The sequence below is a fragment of the Longispora sp. NPDC051575 genome (assembly GCF_040681875.1).
Taxonomy (GTDB): Bacteria; Actinomycetota; Actinomycetes; order Mycobacteriales; family Micromonosporaceae; genus Longispora.
The window spans coordinates 302,224-320,607 of record NZ_JBFAZP010000006.1 but is presented as its reverse complement, the minus strand read 5'-3'; the positions used below and the strand labels follow the sequence as shown (position 1 = coordinate 320,607).

At 72.5% G+C, this 18,384-nt stretch carries 17 protein-coding genes; 12 read left to right on the top strand and 5 right to left on the bottom strand.

What is annotated here, in order from left to right:
• Window positions 1-6: 6 nt before the first annotated feature.
• From AB0M43_RS19020 to AB0M43_RS19000, 5 genes are all read left to right on the top strand, one after another.
• Window positions 7-1,746, top strand: coding sequence for a hypothetical protein (locus tag AB0M43_RS19020; protein WP_363726340.1), 1,740 nt, complete (start codon window positions 7-9; stop codon window positions 1,744-1,746).
• A 29-nt stretch (window positions 1,747-1,775) separates the two neighbouring features.
• Complete coding sequence (locus AB0M43_RS19015; protein ID WP_363726338.1) at window positions 1,776-2,435, top strand: response regulator transcription factor; 660 nt, start codon at window positions 1,776-1,778, stop codon at window positions 2,433-2,435.
• A gap of 76 nt (window positions 2,436-2,511) precedes the next feature.
• Window positions 2,512-3,597: a HAMP domain-containing sensor histidine kinase gene (locus AB0M43_RS19010; protein WP_363726336.1), complete on the top strand. Its 1,086-nt coding sequence runs from the start codon at window positions 2,512-2,514 to the stop codon at window positions 3,595-3,597.
• 157 nt (window positions 3,598-3,754) lie between these two features.
• Entirely contained in the window at window positions 3,755-4,129 is a 375-nt protein-coding gene (locus AB0M43_RS19005) for a VOC family protein (RefSeq protein WP_363726334.1), read from the top strand.
• A gap of 65 nt (window positions 4,130-4,194) precedes the next feature.
• Window positions 4,195-4,503 carry a hypothetical protein gene (locus AB0M43_RS19000; RefSeq protein ID WP_363726332.1) on the top strand — a complete coding sequence of 103 codons (309 nt, stop codon included), beginning with the start codon at window positions 4,195-4,197 and terminating at the stop codon, window positions 4,501-4,503.
• Window positions 4,504-4,557: 54 nt separating this feature from the next.
• On the opposite strand, the gene AB0M43_RS18995 is transcribed toward AB0M43_RS19000, so the two are convergent.
• From AB0M43_RS18995 to AB0M43_RS18985, 3 genes are all read right to left on the bottom strand, one after another.
• A complete protein-coding gene (locus AB0M43_RS18995) occupies window positions 4,558-6,564 on the bottom strand; it encodes a 3-hydroxyacyl-CoA dehydrogenase NAD-binding domain-containing protein (protein WP_363726330.1) in 2,007 nt (668 codons plus the stop codon).
• The gene (locus tag AB0M43_RS18990; protein WP_363726328.1) at window positions 6,561-7,754 is read right to left on the bottom strand and encodes a thiolase family protein; all 1,194 of its coding nucleotides are present in this window, start codon (window positions 7,752-7,754) and stop codon (window positions 6,561-6,563) included. The genes AB0M43_RS18995 and AB0M43_RS18990 overlap by 4 nt, the downstream gene beginning before the upstream one ends.
• 140 nt (window positions 7,755-7,894) lie before the next feature.
• Window positions 7,895-9,163 carry a ribonuclease D gene (locus AB0M43_RS18985; RefSeq protein ID WP_363726326.1) on the bottom strand — a complete coding sequence of 423 codons (1,269 nt, stop codon included), beginning with the start codon at window positions 9,161-9,163 and terminating at the stop codon, window positions 7,895-7,897.
• Between the two features lie 119 nt (window positions 9,164-9,282).
• On the opposite strand from AB0M43_RS18985, the gene AB0M43_RS18980 reads away from it, so the two are divergent.
• From AB0M43_RS18980 to AB0M43_RS18970, 3 genes are all read left to right on the top strand, one after another.
• Window positions 9,283-10,092 carry a hypothetical protein gene (locus tag AB0M43_RS18980; RefSeq protein ID WP_363726324.1) on the top strand — a complete coding sequence of 270 codons (810 nt, stop codon included), beginning with the start codon at window positions 9,283-9,285 and terminating at the stop codon, window positions 10,090-10,092.
• Between the two features lie 80 nt (window positions 10,093-10,172).
• Complete coding sequence (locus AB0M43_RS18975; protein WP_363726322.1) at window positions 10,173-10,970, top strand: trypsin-like peptidase domain-containing protein; 798 nt, start codon at window positions 10,173-10,175, stop codon at window positions 10,968-10,970.
• A 30-nt stretch (window positions 10,971-11,000) separates the two neighbouring features.
• Entirely contained in the window at window positions 11,001-11,780 is a 780-nt protein-coding gene (locus tag AB0M43_RS18970; protein ID WP_363726320.1) for a hypothetical protein, read from the top strand.
• 518 nt (window positions 11,781-12,298) lie between these two features.
• Here AB0M43_RS18970 and AB0M43_RS18965 read toward each other — a convergent pair.
• A complete protein-coding gene (locus tag AB0M43_RS18965) occupies window positions 12,299-12,859 on the bottom strand; it encodes a DUF3000 domain-containing protein (protein ID WP_363726319.1) in 561 nt (186 codons plus the stop codon).
• A gap of 59 nt (window positions 12,860-12,918) precedes the next feature.
• Between AB0M43_RS18965 and hemE the strand changes: the two genes are divergently transcribed.
• The gene (gene hemE, locus AB0M43_RS18960) at window positions 12,919-13,929 is read left to right on the top strand and encodes a uroporphyrinogen decarboxylase (RefSeq protein WP_363726317.1); all 1,011 of its coding nucleotides are present in this window, start codon (window positions 12,919-12,921) and stop codon (window positions 13,927-13,929) included.
• Window positions 13,930-14,298: 369 nt separating this feature from the next.
• On the opposite strand, the gene AB0M43_RS18955 is transcribed toward hemE, so the two are convergent.
• Entirely contained in the window at window positions 14,299-15,099 is an 801-nt protein-coding gene (locus AB0M43_RS18955) for a HEAT repeat domain-containing protein (protein ID WP_363726315.1), read from the bottom strand.
• 64 nt (window positions 15,100-15,163) lie between these two features.
• Between AB0M43_RS18955 and hemG the strand changes: the two genes are divergently transcribed.
• The 3 genes from hemG to hemQ all read left to right on the top strand — a co-directional run bounded on the left by hemG (window position 15,164) and on the right by hemQ (window position 18,336).
• Window positions 15,164-16,546: a protoporphyrinogen oxidase gene (hemG, locus tag AB0M43_RS18950; RefSeq protein WP_363726313.1), complete on the top strand. Its 1,383-nt coding sequence runs from the start codon at window positions 15,164-15,166 to the stop codon at window positions 16,544-16,546.
• Window positions 16,547-16,569: 23 nt separating this feature from the next.
• A complete protein-coding gene (locus AB0M43_RS18945; RefSeq protein WP_363726311.1) occupies window positions 16,570-17,508 on the top strand; it encodes a MerR family transcriptional regulator in 939 nt (312 codons plus the stop codon).
• A 129-nt stretch (window positions 17,509-17,637) separates the two neighbouring features.
• Complete coding sequence (gene hemQ / locus AB0M43_RS18940) at window positions 17,638-18,336, top strand: hydrogen peroxide-dependent heme synthase (protein WP_363726309.1); 699 nt, start codon at window positions 17,638-17,640, stop codon at window positions 18,334-18,336.
• Window positions 18,337-18,384: the final 48 nt, after the last annotated feature.

Genomic DNA, 18,384 nt, shown 5'->3' with positions numbered 1-18,384 from the left:
GCCCCCGTGTCGGGGCCCACCCGGGCCTGGCGGTTCGCCCGGGGCGCCGTGCCGCACCTGAGCTACCTGGCGATCGCGCTCTACGTCACCGCCCGGATGTGGGTGCACCGCGACGTGCGGCTGTCCGCCGTCAACCCCACCGACCACGAGCAGTTCCTCTGGTTCCTCGGGCACGCCGCCCGGGTGGTCAGCCACGGGGAGAACCCGTTCGTCACCGACCGGCTCAACGTGCCGGACCAGGCGAACATGATGGCGAACACCAGCGTGCTGGGCCTGGGCGTGCCGCTGTCGCCGATCAGTCTGGTCTTCGGGGTGCAGACCACGTTCGTCGTGGCGCTCACCCTGACCCTGGCCGGGACCGCCTCCGCCTGGTACTGGCTGTTCAGCCGGCACGTGGTGAAGTCCAAGCTCGCCGCGTACGTCGCCGCCGGGTTCCTCGGCTTCGCCCCCGGCATGGTCGCCCAGGCCGCCGGCCACCCGAACCTGACCGCCCAGTTCCTGGTACCCCTCATCGTCTGGCGGGTCATCAAACTCCGCGAGGGCCGGCCGGTCCGCAACGGGATCATCCTCGGGCTGCTCATCGTCTACCAGGTCTTCCTCAACGAGGAGGTCCTGTTCATGGTGGCCATGGGCTGCGGCATCTTCGTCGCGGTGTACGCGCTCCAGCGCCGCCAGGAGGTCCGCGCCCAGTTCAAGCCGTTCGTCCAGGGCCTGGCGGTCGCGGCCGGCTTCTCGTTCGTGCTCCTCGCGTACCCGCTGTGGACGCAGTTCTTCGGACCCGCGCACTACCGGGGACTGCCGGAGGGCCTGGACAAGTACTCCACCGACGTGGCCTCCTTCACCGGGTTCGCCCGCCGCTCGCTGGCCGGCAGCGACGCCGCCGCCGACAAGCTGACCCTGAGCGCCAACGAGGAGAACGCGTTCTTCGGCTGGCCGCTGGTGCTGTTCGTCCTCGGCGCGCTCGCCGTGTACTGGCGGCGCCCGATGGTGCGCTCGCTCCTCGTCGTCGGCCTGTTCTTCGCCGGGCTGTCCCTGGGCAAGACCGTCGTGTTCAACGGCGAACTGACCGGCATCCCGGGGCCGATCCGGCTGCTCCAGCACGTGCCGCCGTTCGACCTGGCCACGGCCACCCGGTACACCCTGATGGTCATTCCGGTCGTCGGGGTGCTGCTCGCGCTCGGCTGCGACGGGCTGGCCCGGTGGGCCGGGACCGAGAGGTGGCGCTGGGCGGTGGCCTCCCTGGTCGTCGCCGGGGTGCTGCTGCCGATCGCGCCGACCCCGCTGACCGTGCGGGACCGGCCGATCCCGGCGTTCGTGACCAGCGGCGCCTGGAAGGCCTACGTGGACGACGACCACACCCTGGTGTCCGTCCCCGTGCCCCGCAACGACCGGATGACGGGCATGCGCTGGTCCGGGGTGACCAACCTGGGCTTCAAGGTGCCGCGCGGCTACTTCATCGGCCCGACCGGCCCGGACGACCCGACGGCCACCTGGGACCCGGCGCCACGGCCCACGTCCTCGATGCTCCGCGACGTCGCGGCCGGCGGGAAGGTGCCCACGGTCACCGACGCCGACCGGGCGAACGCGGTCGCCGACCTGCGGTACTGGAAGGGCGCCGTGGTGGTCCTCGCCGCCACCGAGCACAACGCCCAGCCCCTGCTGCAGACCGTCACCGCCCTGCTCGGCGCGCCCACCTGGGACGAGGCCGGCGGAGTGTGGCTGTGGGACGTGCGGAACCTGCACTAGTCTCGGTGGGCTGACGAAGGGGCGTGTCCATGCGGGTACTCGTGGTCGAGGACGAACGGCACCTCGCCGACGCGATCGCCCGTGGCCTGCGCCGGCAGGGCATGGCCGTCGACGTCGCCTACGACGGCAAGGACGGCCACTTCCAGGCCATGACCACCCGGTACGACGTGTGCGTCCTCGACCGGGACCTGCCCGGCATGTCCGGGGACGACCTGTGCGCCGACCTGATCGCGTCCGGCGCGCTGACCCGGGTGCTGATGCTGACCGCCAGCGGCAGCGTCGCCGACCGGATCGAGGGCCTCGAACTCGGCGCCGACGACTACCTCGGCAAGCCGTTCGACTTCGACGAGCTGGTGGCCCGGATCCGGGCGCTCGGCCGGCGCGCCACCCCGGCCGCCCCGCCCGTGCTGCGCGCCGGGGACGTCACCCTCGACCCCGCCCGGATGCACGCCGACCGGGCCGGTCGGCCGCTGGAGCTGACCCGCAAGGAGTTCGGGCTGCTCAGCGTGCTGATCAAGGCCGGCGGGGCGGTGGTGTCCAGCGAGGAGCTGCTGGAGCGGGTCTGGGACGCCAACGCCGACCCGTTCACCACGACCGTGCGGGTCACGATGATGACGTTGCGGAAGAAGCTGGGTGAGCCGGCGCTGATCGAGACGGTGGTCGGCGCCGGGTACCGGATCTCGGCGTGAGGCCGGGGGACGGTCCGTGCCTGCGGCCCGGGCGCGGTGCGGGCGTGCGGCCCGGGCGCGCGGCAGGGGGCCCGGCGTGAACTCGCCCCGGCCGACCCTGCGCCGCCGGATCACCCTCCTCAACGGTGTACTGCTGATCGCCTCCGGCACCGGCGTCCTCATCGTCATCTGGCTGATGGTCCAGGCGGGTGCCTCCTCGACCGAGGCCCTGGTCGCCGGACTGGCCGCCCTGGCCGTCCTGAGCACCCTCGGCGTCATCGGCGGGTACTGGATCACCGCCCGGGCCTTGCGCCCCCTCCAGCAGGTCACCACCACGGCCCGCCGGCTGTCCACCGAGACCCTCGACCAGCGGCTGCGCTACTCCGGCCCCGACGACGAGATCGCCGAGCTCGCCGCCACGTTCGACGCGATGCTCGACCGGTTGGCCGGGGCGTTCGACAGCCAGAAGCGGTTCGTGGCCAACGCCTCGCACGAGCTGCGCACCCCGCTCGCCGTGATGCGCACCGAGGTCGACGTGACGCTGACCGACCCGGAGGCGGACCTCGCCGAGTACCAGCGGATGGCCCGGGTGCTGCGGGACGCCTCCGTGCGCGCCAACAGCCTCGTGGACGCGCTGCTGCTCCTGGCCCGCACCGAGGCCCAGGCCGGCCGGCGGCTCGCCCGCAAGGCCCCCGTGGACCTCGCCGTGGCGTGCAGCACCGCGCTGTTGCCCGTGGGCCGGGACGTGGCCCGGATGGGCATCGTGGTGAACACCGACCTGCGGCCCGCGCCCGTCGTCGGCGACCCGAGCCTGCTCGACCGGCTCGCCGGCAACCTGGTGGAGAACGCCGTCCGGTACAACGAGCCCAACGGGCACCTGTGGGTCAACACCGGCATGACCGCCGAGCAGGCGTGGCTGGTGGTGGCCAACACGGGCGCCGAGCTGGACCCGTCGGAGGTGCCGGCCCTGTTCGAACCGTTCCGGCGCGGCGGACTGGAACGGACCGGGTCCCGGGGCGCCGGCCTGGGCCTGTCGATCGTGCGGGCCGTGTGCGACGCGCACGGCGGGAGCGTGCGGGCGGCGGCGCGGGCCGGCGGCGGGCTGGAGGTCACCGTGCTGCTCCCGGCGGCGGCGACCACGCCGGTCAACCGGGGCGCGGCGAGCGTGCCCCAGCGCCTCTGACGGCCCCGGGCGGCGGCGGGGCGGTGCACGCGGTCCCGGGCCGGTGGGAGGCGTTGTGGCGGGCCGCGTACCCGGAAAAGGGGTATTCGGGTTGCGGGGTGGCGGTCTCGGTCACAGACTGGCCGCGACACATCCTCTTGCGAACGGAGCTCCACCTGTGGTTTCCGCTTTGGCCCACATCACGATCGACAGTGCCGACCCCTATGAGCTGGGTACGTTCTGGAGCCAGGTCCTCGGCCTGCCCCTGAACGACGACGACCACCCGGGTGATCCGGAGGCCGTGATCCACCTCGACAAGGACCGGGTGATCCTGTTCGTCACCGTGCCCGAGGCCAAGTCGATCAAGAACCGGATCCACTTCGACATCCAGCCCACCGACCGGACCCGGGACGAGGAGGTCGCCCGGCTGCTCGGCCTCGGCGCGACCCAGGTCGATGACCGCCGGCGCCCGGACGGCTCCGGATGGGTGGTCATGGCCGACCCCGAGGGCAACGAGTTCTGCGTCGAGCGCAGCCAGGCCGAGCGGGCCTGACCTGCTACTTCACACTCGGCCAGCCTGCCGGGGCCGGGGCTCGAAACGCTCGGTAGGCTTTCGCCATGACTGCTGAAACGACGCAAACCCGATACGTCCGTATTCCGGCCGAGATCGTGGTCGAGGTAACCGACGAGGCCGCCGTTCGGGCCGCCGCCCGGGCTGCGGTGGACGCCGCCGAGGACATGCCGGCCGACGAGCGGGCCGAGGCCCTGGAGCGGATCGCCGACGAGGACATCGCCGACGCGGTGGCCCTGGTCGTCAACCTGGAGGGCCTGCTCGAAGGGGTCTCCGGGCTGGAGATCGTCGAGGCGACCTGGTCCGCGGAAGAGGACGACGAGTACGAGCCGTTCGACGACGAGGACGACGAGTAAAGAAGGCATGGAAAAGGGGCGGCTCCCACGGGAGCCGCCCCTTTTCGTCGGTGCCTACAGCTTGCCCACACTCCGCAGGTACGGGGTGATCCCGCCCAGGTGGAACGGCCAGCCCGCGCCCAGGATCATGCACAGGTCGATGTCCTTGGCGTCGGCCACGACCCCCTCCTCCAGCATCAGCCGGATCTCCTCGGCGACGGCCGTCAGAGCGCGCTCCTTCAGCTCCTCGCCGGTCGGGCCGCCCTCGCGGGGGCCGTAGATCTCCACGACCCGGGGGTCCAGCGCGCCGTCGGCGGTGTGGAACCCGGTCAGGCCGGCGGCCACCAACGACCCGAGCTTCTCCGACACCTTGAACCGGTCCGGGAACGCCCCGTGCAGCGTCTCGGCCACGTGCAGCGCGACGGCCGGGCCGACGAGCCCCACGAGGGTCAGCGGACGCATCGGCATGCCGAGGGAGTCCACGGCCCGGTCGGCGACCGCGAAGTCGGTACCCTCCTCGACCGCGCCGAGGATCTCGCCCAGGAACCGGGTGAGCAGCCGGTTCACGACGAACGCCGGCCGGTCCGCGACGAGGACGCAGGACTTGCGCAGCGACTTGCCCACCCCGAACGCGGTGGCCAGCGTCTCCTCGTCGGTCTTCTCGGCCCGGACGATCTCCAGCAGCGGCATCGCCGCGACCGGGTTGAAGAAGTGCAGGCCGACGACCCGCTCCGGGTGCTTGAGGTCCGCGGCCATCTCGGTGATCGACAGCGAGGACGTGTTCGTGGCCAGCACGCACGACTCGCTCACCACGGCCTCGACCTCGGCGAACACCTGCTTCTTCACGGCCAGGTTCTCGAACACGGCCTCGATCACCAGGTCGGCGTCCGCGAACGCCTCCTTGGTCACCGAGCCGCTGACCAGGCCGCGCAGCTTGGCGGCCTTGCCCGGCAGCATCTTCTTCTTCGCGACCAGCTTGTCGATCTCGGCGTTGACGTACGCCACGCCCTTGTCGACCCGCTCCTGGTCGAGGTCGGTCAGCACGACCGGCACCTCGAGGCGGTTGGCGAACAGCAGCGCGAGCTGGCTGGCCATCAGACCGGCGCCCACGACGCCGACCTTGTTGACGTCGCGGCCGTCGTCCGGGTCGGGCGCGCCGGCCGGGCGCTTGGCGCGCCGCTGGACGAGGTCGAACGAGTACAGGCCCGCCCGCAGCTCCGGCGAGAAGATCATGTCGGCCAGGGCCTCGTCCTCGGCCGCCGTGCCGTCCTCGAAGCTCGCCGTGCGGGCCAGCTCCATCAGCTCGAGGGCCCGGTACGGGGCCGGGGCCGCGCCGTGCAGCTTCTCGTCGAGCATCTTCTTCGCGAACCCGATCACGGCCGACCACGCGGGGCCCCGGTCGATCTCGGCGCGCTCGACGGTCGTGGTGCCGGCGACGACGGAGGCCGCCCAGCCCAGGGACCGCTCCAGGAAGTCCGCCGGCTCGAACAGGGTGTCGGCGATGCCCAGCTCGAGGGCGTCGGCCGGCTTGAGCATCCGGTTCTGGCTGAGCGGGTTCTCGATGATGACCTTGGCCGCGTTGGCCGGGCCGATCAGGTTCGGGAGCAGTTGGGTGCCGCCCCAGCCCGGGACCAGGCCCAGGAAGCACTCCGGCAGGGCCAGGGCCGCGGCCCCGGTCGAGATGGCCCGGTAGTGGCAGTGCAGGGAGAGTTCGAGGCCGCCGCCCATGGCCGCGCCGTTGACGAACGCGAACGTCGGTACCGCGGAATTCTTGAACTTCGCGAAGACGGCGTGGCCGAGCCGGCCGATCTCCAGCGCCTGGTCACGGCTGGTCACCTGCGGGATGCCGGTGATGTCCGCGCCGACGGAGAAGATGTACGGCTTGCCGGTGACGGCGATGAACGCCGGGCTCTCGGCGACCGCCGCGTCGAACGCCTCCGACAGCGACGCCAGACCCTCGGGGCCGAACGTGTTCGGCTTCTTGTAGTCCAGCCCGTTGTCGAGGGTGATCAGCGCGGCTTTGCCGGCCTGGCCGGGAACCGAGATGAAGCGCAACAGCGCCTTCGTGACGACCTCGCTCACTTGCCACCCTCCCAGTGCGGGTTCTCCCAGATCACAGCCGCGCCCATGCCGATCCCGATACACATCGCGTTCATGCCGTACCGCACGTCGGGGCGCTCGGCGAACTGCCGGGCCAGCTGGGTCATCAGCCGGATCCCGGAACTCGCCAGCGGGTGCCCGATCGCGATCGCGCCGCCCCACGGGTTGACCCGGGGGTCGTCGTCACTGATGCCGAAGTGGTCGAGGAACGCCAGCACCTGCACGGCGAACGCCTCGTTCAGCTCGAACAGGCCGATGTCGGCGATCGTCAGGCCGGCCTTCTTGAGCGCCTTCTCGGCGGCCGGCACCGGGCCGTAGCCCATGATCTCCGGCTCGACGCCGACGTAGGCGTACCCGACGAGGCGCATCGCGACGGGCAGGCCCAGCTCGCGGGCGGTCTCCTCGTCGGCGATGATCGCGGCGGTCGCGCCGTCGTTGATGCCCGCGGCGTTGCCGGCGGACACCTTGCCGTGCGGCCGGAACGGGGTCCGCAGGGTGGCCAGCTTCTCCAGGGAGGTGCTCCGGGGAGCCTCGTCCACGGTCGCCAGGCCCCAGCCGCCCTCGTCGTCGCGGGTGGCCATGCTGACCAGGTCGGGCTGGAGCTTGCCGTCGGCGTACGCCTTGGCGACCCGCTCCTGGCTGGCCAGCGCGAACGCGTCGCAGCGCTCCTTGGTCACGCCCGGCACCCGGTCGTGCAGGTTCTCGGCGGTCGCGCCCATCACCAGGGCGGACGGGTCGACGAGCTTCTCGGCGAGGATCCGCGGGTTCGGGTCGACGCCCTCGCCCATGGGGTGCCGGCCCATGTGCTCGACGCCGCCGGCGATGGCGATGTCGTACGAGCCCATGGCGATGCCGCCGGCGACCGAGGTCACGGCGGTCATGGCGCCGGCGCACATCCGGTCGAGGGAGAAGCCGGGCACGGTCTTGGGTAGCCCCGACAGCAGGGCGGCCGTCCGGCCGAGGGTCAGGCCCTGGTCGCCGATCTGGGTGGTCGCGGCGATGGCGACCTCCTCGACCCGCTCCGGGGGCAGCTCGGGATTGCGGTGCAACAGTTCGCGGATGCAGCGGATGACCAGGTCATCGGCGCGGGTCTCCGCGTACATCCCACCGGCTTTGCCGAAAGGGGTACGGACACCGTCGACGAAGACGACATCCCGGACAGAACGGGGCACGCGAGCCTCCTTGGATCGGCCTACGCGCCCAATGCTACCCGTCAGTAACCTGACTTGTCCCGGGGGTCTTCGTCACTCCCCGGGACCCCGACGCGGGGCCCGCCCCGCGCTCCGGCCGGCGGTCGACCCGCCGCCCCGCGTCACTCCGCCGCCGGCTCGCCTTCCGGCGCGCTCGGCTCCGACAACGCCCCCAGCAGCGCGGACGCCGTGATCGAGATCTGCCACTCCCGGGCACCGTGCCGGCGCAGGAACCCGGCGACGTCCCCGTCCTCCGGCGGTGACCAGCACAGCCGCCGCACGGTGTCCGGGGTCAGCAGGTTCTCCTGCGGCAGCCCGAACTCCGTCGCCAGCGCCGTCACCGCCTCCCGGGACCGGGCCAGCCGCGCGGCCGCCTCGGGCTCCTTCTCCGCCCACCGGTGCGGGGGCGGCGGGGCGTCGCTCGGCGCCGAGGACGTCGGCAGCTCCTTCTCCGACAGCGCCCGGACCTCGGCGAGGGCGTCCAGCCACAGCTTCGACAGCCGCCGCGTCGACCGGCCGCCGAACATCGGCAGCACGAACAGCTCCGCCTCGTCCTTCGGGTCGGCCTGGGCCGCCGCCACGATCGCGGTGTCCGGCAGGATCCGGCCCGGGGCGGTGTCCCGCTTCGAGGCCAGGCCGTCGCGGACCGTCCACAGTGCGCGCACCCGGGCCAGGGCGCGCGAGCCGCGCACCTTGTGCATGCCGGACGTGCGCCGCCACGGGTCGACCCGGGGGGCCGGCGGCGCGGCGTTGACCAGCGCGGCGAACTCCTCCTCGGCCCAGCCGAGCTTGCCCTGGCGCTCCAGCTCCGTGCCGAGGGCGTAACGCAGTTCGATCAGGAGTTCCACGTCCAGGGCGGCGTAGGTCAGCCAGGACTCCGGCAGGGGCCGGCTGCTCCAGTCGGCCGCCGAGTGGTGCTTCTCCAGCGTGAAGCCGAGCAGGCTCTCGGTCAGCGCCGCCAGGCCCACCCGCTCGAAGCCCGCGAGCCGCGCGCCCAGCTCCGTGTCGAACAGCAGCGTCGGCCGCAGCCCGATCTCCGCGAGGCACGGCAGGTCCTGGCTCGCCGCGTGCAGCACCCATTCCGGGCCCGTGAGAGCCTCGGCGAGCGAGGAGAAATCCTCGAGGGGTACGGGGTCCACCAGCGCCGTCCCCGCGCCCACCCGGCGCAGCTGGATCAGGTACGCCCGCTGCCCGTAGCGGTAACCGGACGCGCGTTCGGCGTCCACCGCGATCGGGCCGGTGCCCGAGGCGAGCCGGTCGGAGTACGCGCGCAGGCCGTCCGTGTCCACGATCGGCGCCGGCGTGCCGTCCCTGGGCTCTACGAGCAGGGCGGTGTGCTGCGGGGGTTCGGCGTCGTGCGGGTACGTGGGGGACGGGCGATCATCGGCCATCCGACCACCGTACGGGGCGCGACCCGCTGCCCGTCGAGCCCCCCGGCGGGCGTGTTGCCCGCCTCCTCGCCGCGTGACGGTTTCCTGATGGTTTCAGCGGCTTGCGCATCGTCGCTACGGTGAGGGTCCGCGATGTGTGTCTGGAGAGCATGATGTCGAACCCCCAGGGCCCAGGAGAATACGGCCAGGAGCCGCCGCCGGTCTACCGGCCCGACGACTCCGACCAGCCCACGCTCAACGTCGACCAGCCCACGCTGTTCCAGCCGCAGTTCCTCCAGTCGGAACAGGCCACCCAGCAGACCCTGCCCCGGGCGGTCCCCGCGCGGCCGGTCGTGTCCCCGCCGGCCCCCACCCGGGTGGTGTTCCCGCAGGTCGAGTTCCCGCCGGACCCGCCGGGCGCCTACCCGGCCGACCCGCCCGGCGTCTTCCCGGTCACCCCCCGGCACGACCCGGTCCCGGTCTACTCGGGCCCGCCGATCTCCGGCACCCCCGTCACCGGCTACGGCCTCGACCGCCCCCGGCCGGCCCGCCGTTCGAAGGCCGTCCCGCTGCTCGCGGCCCTCTCGGTGCTCCTGTTCCTCGCCGCCGCCGTCATGACCGGGCTGTACGTCTCCGGCACCTCCGAGTCCGACGCGGTCCGGAAGAAGGCCGACTCGGTCGCCGGCAAGGACCAGAAGATCTCCGAACTCAACGCCACCGTCGCCGCGCAGAAGTCGGAGTTGGAGAAGACGAAACAGCAACTCGCGGGTTCGCAGAGCGCGGGCAAGGACCTCGAGGAACAGAAGAAGGTCGTCGCCACCTGCCTGCGGCTCACCTTCGACTTCCTCAACACGTTGTCGGCCGGCGACGAGGCGAGTAAGGCCAAGGCGCAGGAGATCCTGGGACAGATGCGGACACCGTGCAACCAGGCGGAGCCGTATATCAAATAGAGACGGATATCAGCTAGGGCGAATCGCGCCCAGATCTGTATGGTGAGCACTCGCAGTTGCATTACGGGGGAGTCACAACAATGTCAGTGGTACACGAGGAGTCTGCGCGCGCCCAGGTTCCGCTGACCCGGGACCGGCGCAACTGGCCGGCCGTCCTGGCCCTCGTACTGGTCGTCGGACTCACCGTTCTCGTGAGCCTCCAGGCCTTTCAGATCCACACCCTCAACCGCAAGGTCGCCACCGCCGGGGACAGGGCGTCAGCGCTCGACCAGCGGCTGGTGGAACTCGAACGCCGGGCCGGCAACACCATCGACACCGCCGCGGTCGCCAAGAAGGTCCGCCCCAGCGTGTTCACCGTCGTCGCCGGCCGCTCCCAGGGCACCGCCTTCGCGTTCGGCAAGCCCGGGCCCGCCGGCGGCACGTACCTGATGACGAACTACCACGTCGTGGCCGACGTCGTCGACAAGGGCGGCTCCGAGGTCAAGCTCGAACGCGAGAGCGAGCTGTACCCGGCGACGATCGTCCACAAGGACAAGGAACGCGACCTGGCGGTGCTCCTCGCCACCCAGGTCTTCCCGAAACTGGAGATCCTCGGCGTGGACGTCACCCCGGGATCCCCGGTGGTGGTGGTCGGCGCGCCCAAGGGCCTGATGGACAGCGTCACCTCGGGCGTGGTCAGCGCGATCCGGGAGTTCCCCGGCGAGAGCCGGAAGATCATCCAGTTCGACGCGCCCATCAACCCCGGCAACTCCGGCGGACCGGTCGTCGACAAGGACGCCCGGGTGATCGGGGTGGCCACGGCCAAGGTGACCAACGCCGAGGGCATCGGATTCGCCGTCGCGATCGCGGAAGCGTGCACCGCCTTCTCCCTCTGCTAGAAACCCCTGAACAACACGTTGGAGCAGCACATGTCCCACCCCAATTCCCCGTACCCCCACGACCCCCAGCGCCCCGCGGACGCCCCCACCGAGGCGGTCCCCTACGGCCAGCCCTACCCGGCCCCCGGCCACGACGCCGCCCCGGCGCACACCGCCCCCGCCCCGGCCGGGTTCGACCCCGCCGCCCCGGCGCAGGACGGCTACGCCCCGGCACAGCCCGGCTACGGCCAGCCCGCCCCGGCGTACGCCGCCCCGACCGGCCACGAGGCCCCGACCTCCGGCGTCCCCGCGGCCTTCGAGCCCCCGGCGCACGTCGACCCGCCCGTCCACATGGAGCCCCCGGCCGCGCCGACCTCCCAGTACCCGACCTCCGGCGGCCCCGGCTTCCCCGCCCCCTACGGCGCGCCCGACGTCCTGCTCGGCGCCCCGAAGAAGAGCAAGGCCGTCCCCGTACTCGCCGGCCTCCTCGCCGTCGTCGTCATCCTCGCCGCCGTCATGACCGTCCTGTTCGTCTCCAAGAGCGGCGACTACAGCAAGTCCCAGCGCGAGGTCGCCGCCAAGGAGAAGTCGCTCAGCGAGGCCAACACCAAGGCCTCCTCCCTGAAGACCGAGCTCGACGGCGTCAAGCAGCAGCTCACCGGCTCCCAGAACAAGACCAAGGAAGCCGAGAAGGCGCAGCAGGCGCTGGCGACCTGCCTGAAGCTGGTGGACGAGTTCTTCGACGCCCTGGGGAACAAGGACTCGGCCAAGGCGACCCAGCTCGCCAAGGACATGAACAAGCCCTGCGACGAAGCCGACAACTACTACTAGGCCGTTTGGACCCGTTGAGGACGGCGCTGGACTGCGCGAATGGCCCAGACGCAGGGCGCTGCCCTGGCGTCTGGGCCATTCGCTTGCCAGCCCCGCCCTCAACGGGCCACTTCGCGTTAGATCAAGAGCTCGATCAAAAGACAGATCACATGCTTCTGTTGGTTACGCCGCGTTTCTTTTGCGGCGCGCATCGGCACTTCTGCGGGAAGGTTGCCGGCGGCGTATCCGGATGGGTCGGGCCGATATTCCGGGTACCAGGATCTGTAAAGGCCGGAATTCGGAGTGTCGGGAGACGTCGCCGTGTGTGGCGGGATTCTGGCGGCGGGGCCGGGGTGGAATGGCGGCTCGTGTGGTCACGGATCGCCTGGTGTGACGCGCCCGACTGTGGTGGGAGTGGCCGGCGGAGGCCTTCCGGTCGGCGTGACCGTGCCCGTCAGGAGGAGCGGCACGGCGGACCCTGGACAAGGCGCGGTGGGTCCTGGGCAAGGCGCGGTGGGCCGGCGGGTGTGGGTGGGCGCTCAGCCGGCGGTGGGGAGGAGGGCCACGCCGGGGGGTGGGAGGCCCGCTGTGGAGGCCAGGAGGACGCACCAGGCTTCGAGGTGGGCGGCCAGTTCGTCGGGGTCCAGGGGGGTCCAGGAGGCGCGGAGTTCGACGTCGGCGGCGGCGGGTTCGCCCGCGAGGCCGCCGAAGCGGGTCGACAGGGTCTGGGTGACGGTGCCGCCGGCGGCACAGTGGCCCGCGCCGGCCGCGGTGAGGGCGTCGATCAGCCAGCTCCAGCTCACCTCGGGGAGCATCTGGTCGGCGGCGATCTCCGGTTCGACGTCGGCGGTGACGTAGGTGACGAGGCGGAGGGTGCCCTCCCAGGCGTCGTGGCCCGCCGGGTCGTGCAGCAGCACCAGGCGGCCCGTGGCGACCTCGTCGTCGTGGCGCAGCACCGTGGCTCCGAGCGCGAACGCGTACGGCGCCAGGCGTTTGGGCGCGGTGATCTCCTCGAGCAGGATCTCGGCACGAGGGTGGACCGATCTCAGCCCCTCGACCGCTCTGCGGAACGGATCGGGGGGCACACTCGTTGGCCCCATGAGTCGCAGCATAGGACCGGGGACGGCCGCGCACGGGCGCGCCGCGCCGACATGCGACGATGGGCGGGATGAGTGCTTTCCTCGCCGCCGTGCGCCGTGAACCCACCCCCCACACCCCGGTCTGGTTCATGCGCCAAGCTGGCCGTTCGCTCCCGGAGTACCGGAAGATCCGTGCCGGAATCGGCATGCTGGAATCGTGCCGGACACCCGATCTGGTGACCGAGATCACTCTCCAGCCCGTCCGGCGGTACGGGGTCGACGCCGCCATCTTCTTCAGCGACATCGTGGTGCCGGTCGCCGCCGTGGGCGTGCCGATCGACATCAAGGCCGGGGTCGGCCCCGTGCTGGACACGCCGGTGCGCACCGCCGCCGACGTGGCCGCGATCCGCGACCTGACGCCCGCCGACGTCCCGTACATCACGGAGGCCGTGCGGCAGCTCGTCGGCGAGCTCGGTGACACCCCGCTGATCGGGTTCGCGGGCGCGCCGTTCACCCTCGCCAGCTACCTGGTCGAGGGCGGCCCGTCGCGCAGCTACACGAACACCAAGGCCCTGATGTACGGCGAGCCGGACGTCTGGCACGCCCTGTGCGCCAAGCTGGCCGGGATCGCCCGGGTGTTCCTCGAGGTCCAGATCGCGGCCGGGGCGCGCACGGTGCAGCTGTTCGACTCGTGGGCGGGCGCGCTGTCGGAGGCCGACTACCGGCGGTACGCGATGCCGCACTCCACCGCCGTGCTCGCCGGGCTGACCGTGCCCCGGATCCACTTCGGCGTCGGTACCGGCCACATGCTCGAAGCCATCGCCGAGGCCGGCGCGGACGTGGTGGGCGTCGACTGGCGCACCCCGCTGGACGTCGCCTCCGCCCGGCTCGGCGCCGGGTACGCGGTGCAGGGCAACCTGGACTCGACCGTGCCGTTCGCCCCGGTGGAGGTCATCGGGCGGGAGGTCCGCCGGGTGCTCGCCGAGGGCGCCAAGGCCCCCGGGCACGTGTTCAACCTCGGGCACGGCGTCATGCCGGAGACCGACCCGGACGCCCTCAAGCGCATCGTCGACCTGGTCCACGAGGGCTGACCCTCCGGCGGCAGGGGCCACCCGGTCGGGCGTCGGGACATGTCACACCTGACGTTGCCGGTCGGTGACCTGCCGCCCCGGGCCCGGACGGCGGGAGCCTCACGTCGCCGGAGACAGGTCACACCTGACGTTGCCGGCGACGCGGCACTCCGTACCCGGATGAATGGTTTCGCGGGGTGTCGAGCCGGGGTCGTCACGGCGTCGGGTCCGCTGTCCCGGCATGGTCTGTGCCGCGTGGAGGTCGTCCACGGCCGGGAGGTCCTCCGCGGACCACACCGTCCGCGGGCAGTACGTCATCGGGGGGCGGCCCACCAGCGCCGGGCACGTCCCTCCTGGTCCCGTCGCGGAGGGCTCCGCGCGGGGGTGGTGCTAGGTCCAGCCGTGTTCCCGGGCGTCCTGGGCGAGACCCGAGCCGTACAGCGCCGCCAGCGCGGTCTCGTCGCCGACCAGCCGGTCCCGCACGGCGGAGGCCAGGTCGACGGACCGGTGGGCCGCCAGGTTGAGCATGGTGAGGGCGACCCCCCACCAGTACGGCTTGGGGTCCTTGGCGCTCGGGCCGCCGTGCCGGAACCAGTCGCAGAGGCCCTCGATCAGGTCCTCGCCGAGCCCGTCGGGGTCCGTGAGCCGGAGCGCGGCGCACACCCGGGGCACGTCGGCGGCCTGCCAACCGTCGAGGTGACCCCTGACCAGGGTGTGCAGACTGGGGTCGCCGAGCGCGCCGGCGGCCTCGATCTCCATCAGCCAGACGTTCTCGTGGGCCAGGGCGCGGGCGACGGCGGGCAGGGCCCGGGGGTCGCGCCGTTGGGCCAGCCCGAACAGCGCCTCGCATCTGGTCTCGTTGTCCGGGTCGGCCAGCCGGGCGGCGAGCGCGTCCCGTAACTCGGGGGTGTCGATGTCGGGGCACTGGGTGCCGAGGGCGAAACACGCCCAGTCGCGCACGTCCGGGAACGGGTCGCACGTGAGGCGCAGCAGCGCGGCGATCACCGCCTCCGGTTTCGGGTCGGCCAGCAGTGGCAGTTGTGCGGCCACCGCCTGGCGGACCTGAGGGTCGTCGTGGTCGGCGAGTGCGAGGATCACGGGCAGCTCGAGTGGGTCCTCGCACGAGTAGACGGCGGCGGCCAGTTCGGCGGCCGGCGTCAATGGATCATGGGCAAGAGCTGCGATGTTCACGTTTTGAGTCTGACTTGTCGGGGCGCACTCTGCTAGTGGCTTTTCGTTACGGGAGGATGTGGGCGTGGCACATATCGTGATCGTCGGCGGGGGAGTGGCCGGGCTGACCGCGGCGTACCGGCTCCGGAGGCGCCAGCCGGAGATCCGGCTCACCGTCGTGGAGCAGGCACCCGAGCTCGGCGGCAAACTCCGGCCCGCGACGCTCGCGGACCTGCCGGTGGAGGCGGGGGCCGAGGCGTTCCTGTCCCGGGACCCCACGGTGCCCCAACTGGCCGCTGAGCTGGGACTTCAGGTGGTGCATCCCTCCGGCGCGCCCGCCGCGATCGCCCTCGGCGGCCGGTTGCACCCGATTCCGCGCGGCACCCTGGTCGGCGTGCCGGGGGACCTGGCTGCCCTCGCCGGGCTCGCGGCGGTCACCCCCGAACCGGCCACCCACGGCCCGCTACTCGGCCCCGGAGCGGACATTTCGGTCGGCGAGCTGGTCAGGGCCCGGTTCGGCGCGGAGGTCGTCGATCGGCTCGTGGATCCGATGCTCGGCGGCGTGTACGCCGGGCGCGCCGACCAGCTCTCCCTCGCCGCCACCCTGCCCACCCTGGCCGCCGCCGCCCGCCGGTGCGACACCCTGGTCGGCGCGGTCCGCGCGGCCCTGGGCGGGGCGGGCGGCCCGGCGACCGGTCTGGCGGCGGGCGCGGGCGCCCCGGCGGACCCCCGGCCCGTGTTCGGCACCATCGTCGGCGGGATGACCGCGCTGGTCAACGCCCTGGCCAAGGCCTCGGGGGCGGAGCTGCGGCTCGGGCTGCCCGTCCGGGAGCTGTTCCGGACCCCGACCGGCTGGCGGCTCGTGATCGGGTCGACCCGTTCGCCCGAGGTGGTCGAGGCCGACGGGGTGGTGCTCGCGCTGCCGGCCCGGCCCGCCGCGCGGCTGCTGCACGAGTACTCCCCGGCCGCCGCGAACGAGATCGGCGTTCTGGACTACGCGAGCGTGGCGTTGGTCTCCCTGGCGTTCCCCGGCATCCGGATGCCCGAGATGTCGGGGTTCCTGGTGCCGGCCTCCGAGGGGTACGCCACCAAGGCCGTCACTTTCATCGACCGCAAATGGCCGCACCTGGCCGCCCCGGACCTGAGCCTGGTCCGCGCCTCCCTCGGCCGGTACGGGGACGAGCGGGTGCTACAGCGCCCCGACGGCGAGCTGGTCGACCTGGTCCGCTCCGAGCTGGCGTCCCTGCTCGGCCACGACCTGCCCGTACCCGTGGACGCCTATGTGCGGCGGTGGGGCGGGGCGCTGCCGCAGTACACCCCGGGGCATCTCGACCGGGTGCGGCGCGCGCGGGCGGCACTCGACGGCGACCCCACGATCAGTCTGGCCGGGGCCGGCTACGACGGGGTCGGCATCCCGGCGTGCGTGCGGTCCGGGACGGCCGCCGCGGAGCACTTGACTCTCCACTAACGGGAGACCCGAGGGTTACGGACATGGACGACGGACACCCGCTGTACGGCATCGGAGACCTGGCCCGCCGGACCGGACTGACGGTCAAGACGATCCGGTACTACTCCGACGCCGGGCTGGTGCCGCCGACCGACCGCAGCCCCACCGGCTACCGGCTGTACGACCTCGACGCGCTCGCCCGCCTCGACCTGGTGCGCACCCTGCGCGACCTGGGCGTGGACCTCGCCACCATCCGGCGGGTCCTCGACCGGGAGTTGGGGATCGCCGAGGTCGCGGAGATGCACGTCGACGCCCTGGACGCGCAGATCGCCACGCTGCGCCTGCGCCGGGCCGTACTGCGCGCCGTCGCCCGGCGGGGCTCTGACCCGAAGGAGATGAGCCTCATGCACAAGCTCGCCCGCCTGTCCGACGCCGAACGCCGGCAGATCCTCACCACCTTCCACGACGAGGTGTTCGCGGACCTCGACATCAACCCCGAGTTCGCCGCCAAGATGCGGTGCGCGATGCCCGAACTGCCCGACGACCCGACCACCGCCCAGGTGGAGGCCTGGATCGAGCTGGCCGAACTGGTCCAGGACCCGGACTTCCGGGCCCGGACCCGCCGGATGGCCGAGGCGCACGCGGCCGACCGGGCCTCCCAGGACCACGCCCGGTCCTACGCCGGCTGGGAGCAGGCCGGGATGGAGTTCAGCAACCGGGGCGTGGCCGCCGCCGAGGCCGGGGTCGACCCGGCGTCCGCCGAGGGCCGGGCGATCATCGACGAGCTGGTCGGGCTGTTCGTCGCCGGGCACGGCGGGCCGGACACGCCCGGCTTCCGGGCCTGGCTCGTCGAGCAGATCGAGGTCGGCTCCGACGTCCGGGTCGAGCGGTACTGGCAGCTGATCGGCGCCGTCAACGGCTGGCCGGCCTGGCCGAGCCGGATGCACGGGTTCGCGTGGCTGGCGGCGGCGCTGCGGGCCTGACCGGGCCCGGGGCGCGGCCCGCCCCACCGACAGGGCGGTTGGCCGTGGCCCGTGTGCCGCACGTGTGAGCCGTCCCCGACTCCCGGGGGCGGCTCGTCGCCGGCCGCGACCCGACGGCAAGATGGGGGTATGAGCAACCCGAACGCCGCCCGGATCAACGAACTCAACGACACCATCCGGTACACCGCGTGGTCGGTGTTCCGGGCGGCCGAGAAGCTGCCCGCGATGCGGGGCGACATCGCCGCCGAGGTCGAGGACGTGTTCGCCCAGTTCGGGGCGAAGGACCTGGTCGTGCGCGGCACGTACGAGGTGTCGGGCCTGCGCGCCGACGCCGACCTGATGATCTGGTGGCACGCCCCCGACAGCGACATCCTCCAGGACGCGTGGGCGGCGCTGCGGCACACCAAGCTGGGCCGGGTCCTCGAACCGGTGTGGTCGCAGTTCGCGCTGCACCGGCCGGCCGAGTTCAACCGGAGCCACATCCCGGCGTTCCTGTCGGGCGAGGAGGCGCGCAAGTACATCTGCGTGTACCCGTTCGTCCGGTCCTACGAGTGGTACCTGCTGCCCGACGAGGAGCGGCGCGGGATGCTCGCCGAGCACGGCAAGATGGCCCGGGAGTACCCGGACGTGCGGTCCAACACCGTGGCCAGCTTCGGGCTCGGCGACTACGAGTGGATGCTCGCGTTCGAGGCCGACGAGCTGTACCGAATCGTGGACCTGATGCGCATCCTGCGCGCGTCGGGGGCCCGGCGGCACGTCCGCGAGGAGGTCCCGTTCTACACGGGGCGCAAGCGGGAGCTGAGCGAGATCCTCGCGGCGCTGCCGTAGGCCCGGGTCGACGGGGCACCGGCTCCGGCCGCCATCGCTGGGCGTCAG

What these genes read in the sequence shown, in the direction of transcription:
- AB0M43_RS18970 (WP_363726320.1), top strand. Translation starts at nt 11,001, where the DNA reads ATGTCCCACCCCAATTCCCCGTACCCCCACGACCCCCAGCGCCCCGCG.
- AB0M43_RS19015 (WP_363726338.1), top strand. Translation starts at nt 1,776, where the DNA reads ATGCGGGTACTCGTGGTCGAGGACGAACGGCACCTCGCCGACGCGATC.
- hemQ (WP_363726309.1), top strand. Translation starts at nt 17,638, where the DNA reads ATGAGCAACCCGAACGCCGCCCGGATCAACGAACTCAACGACACCATC.
- AB0M43_RS18945 (WP_363726311.1), top strand. Translation starts at nt 16,570, where the DNA reads ATGGACGACGGACACCCGCTGTACGGCATCGGAGACCTGGCCCGCCGG.
- AB0M43_RS18985 (WP_363726326.1), bottom strand. Translation starts at nt 9,163, where the DNA reads ATGGCCGATGATCGCCCGTCCCCCACGTACCCGCACGACGCCGAACCC.
- AB0M43_RS18975 (WP_363726322.1), top strand. Translation starts at nt 10,173, where the DNA reads ATGTCAGTGGTACACGAGGAGTCTGCGCGCGCCCAGGTTCCGCTGACC.
- hemE (WP_363726317.1), top strand. Translation starts at nt 12,919, where the DNA reads ATGGGCGGGATGAGTGCTTTCCTCGCCGCCGTGCGCCGTGAACCCACC.
- AB0M43_RS19000 (WP_363726332.1), top strand. Translation starts at nt 4,195, where the DNA reads ATGACTGCTGAAACGACGCAAACCCGATACGTCCGTATTCCGGCCGAG.
- AB0M43_RS18965 (WP_363726319.1), bottom strand. Translation starts at nt 12,859, where the DNA reads ATGGGGCCAACGAGTGTGCCCCCCGATCCGTTCCGCAGAGCGGTCGAG.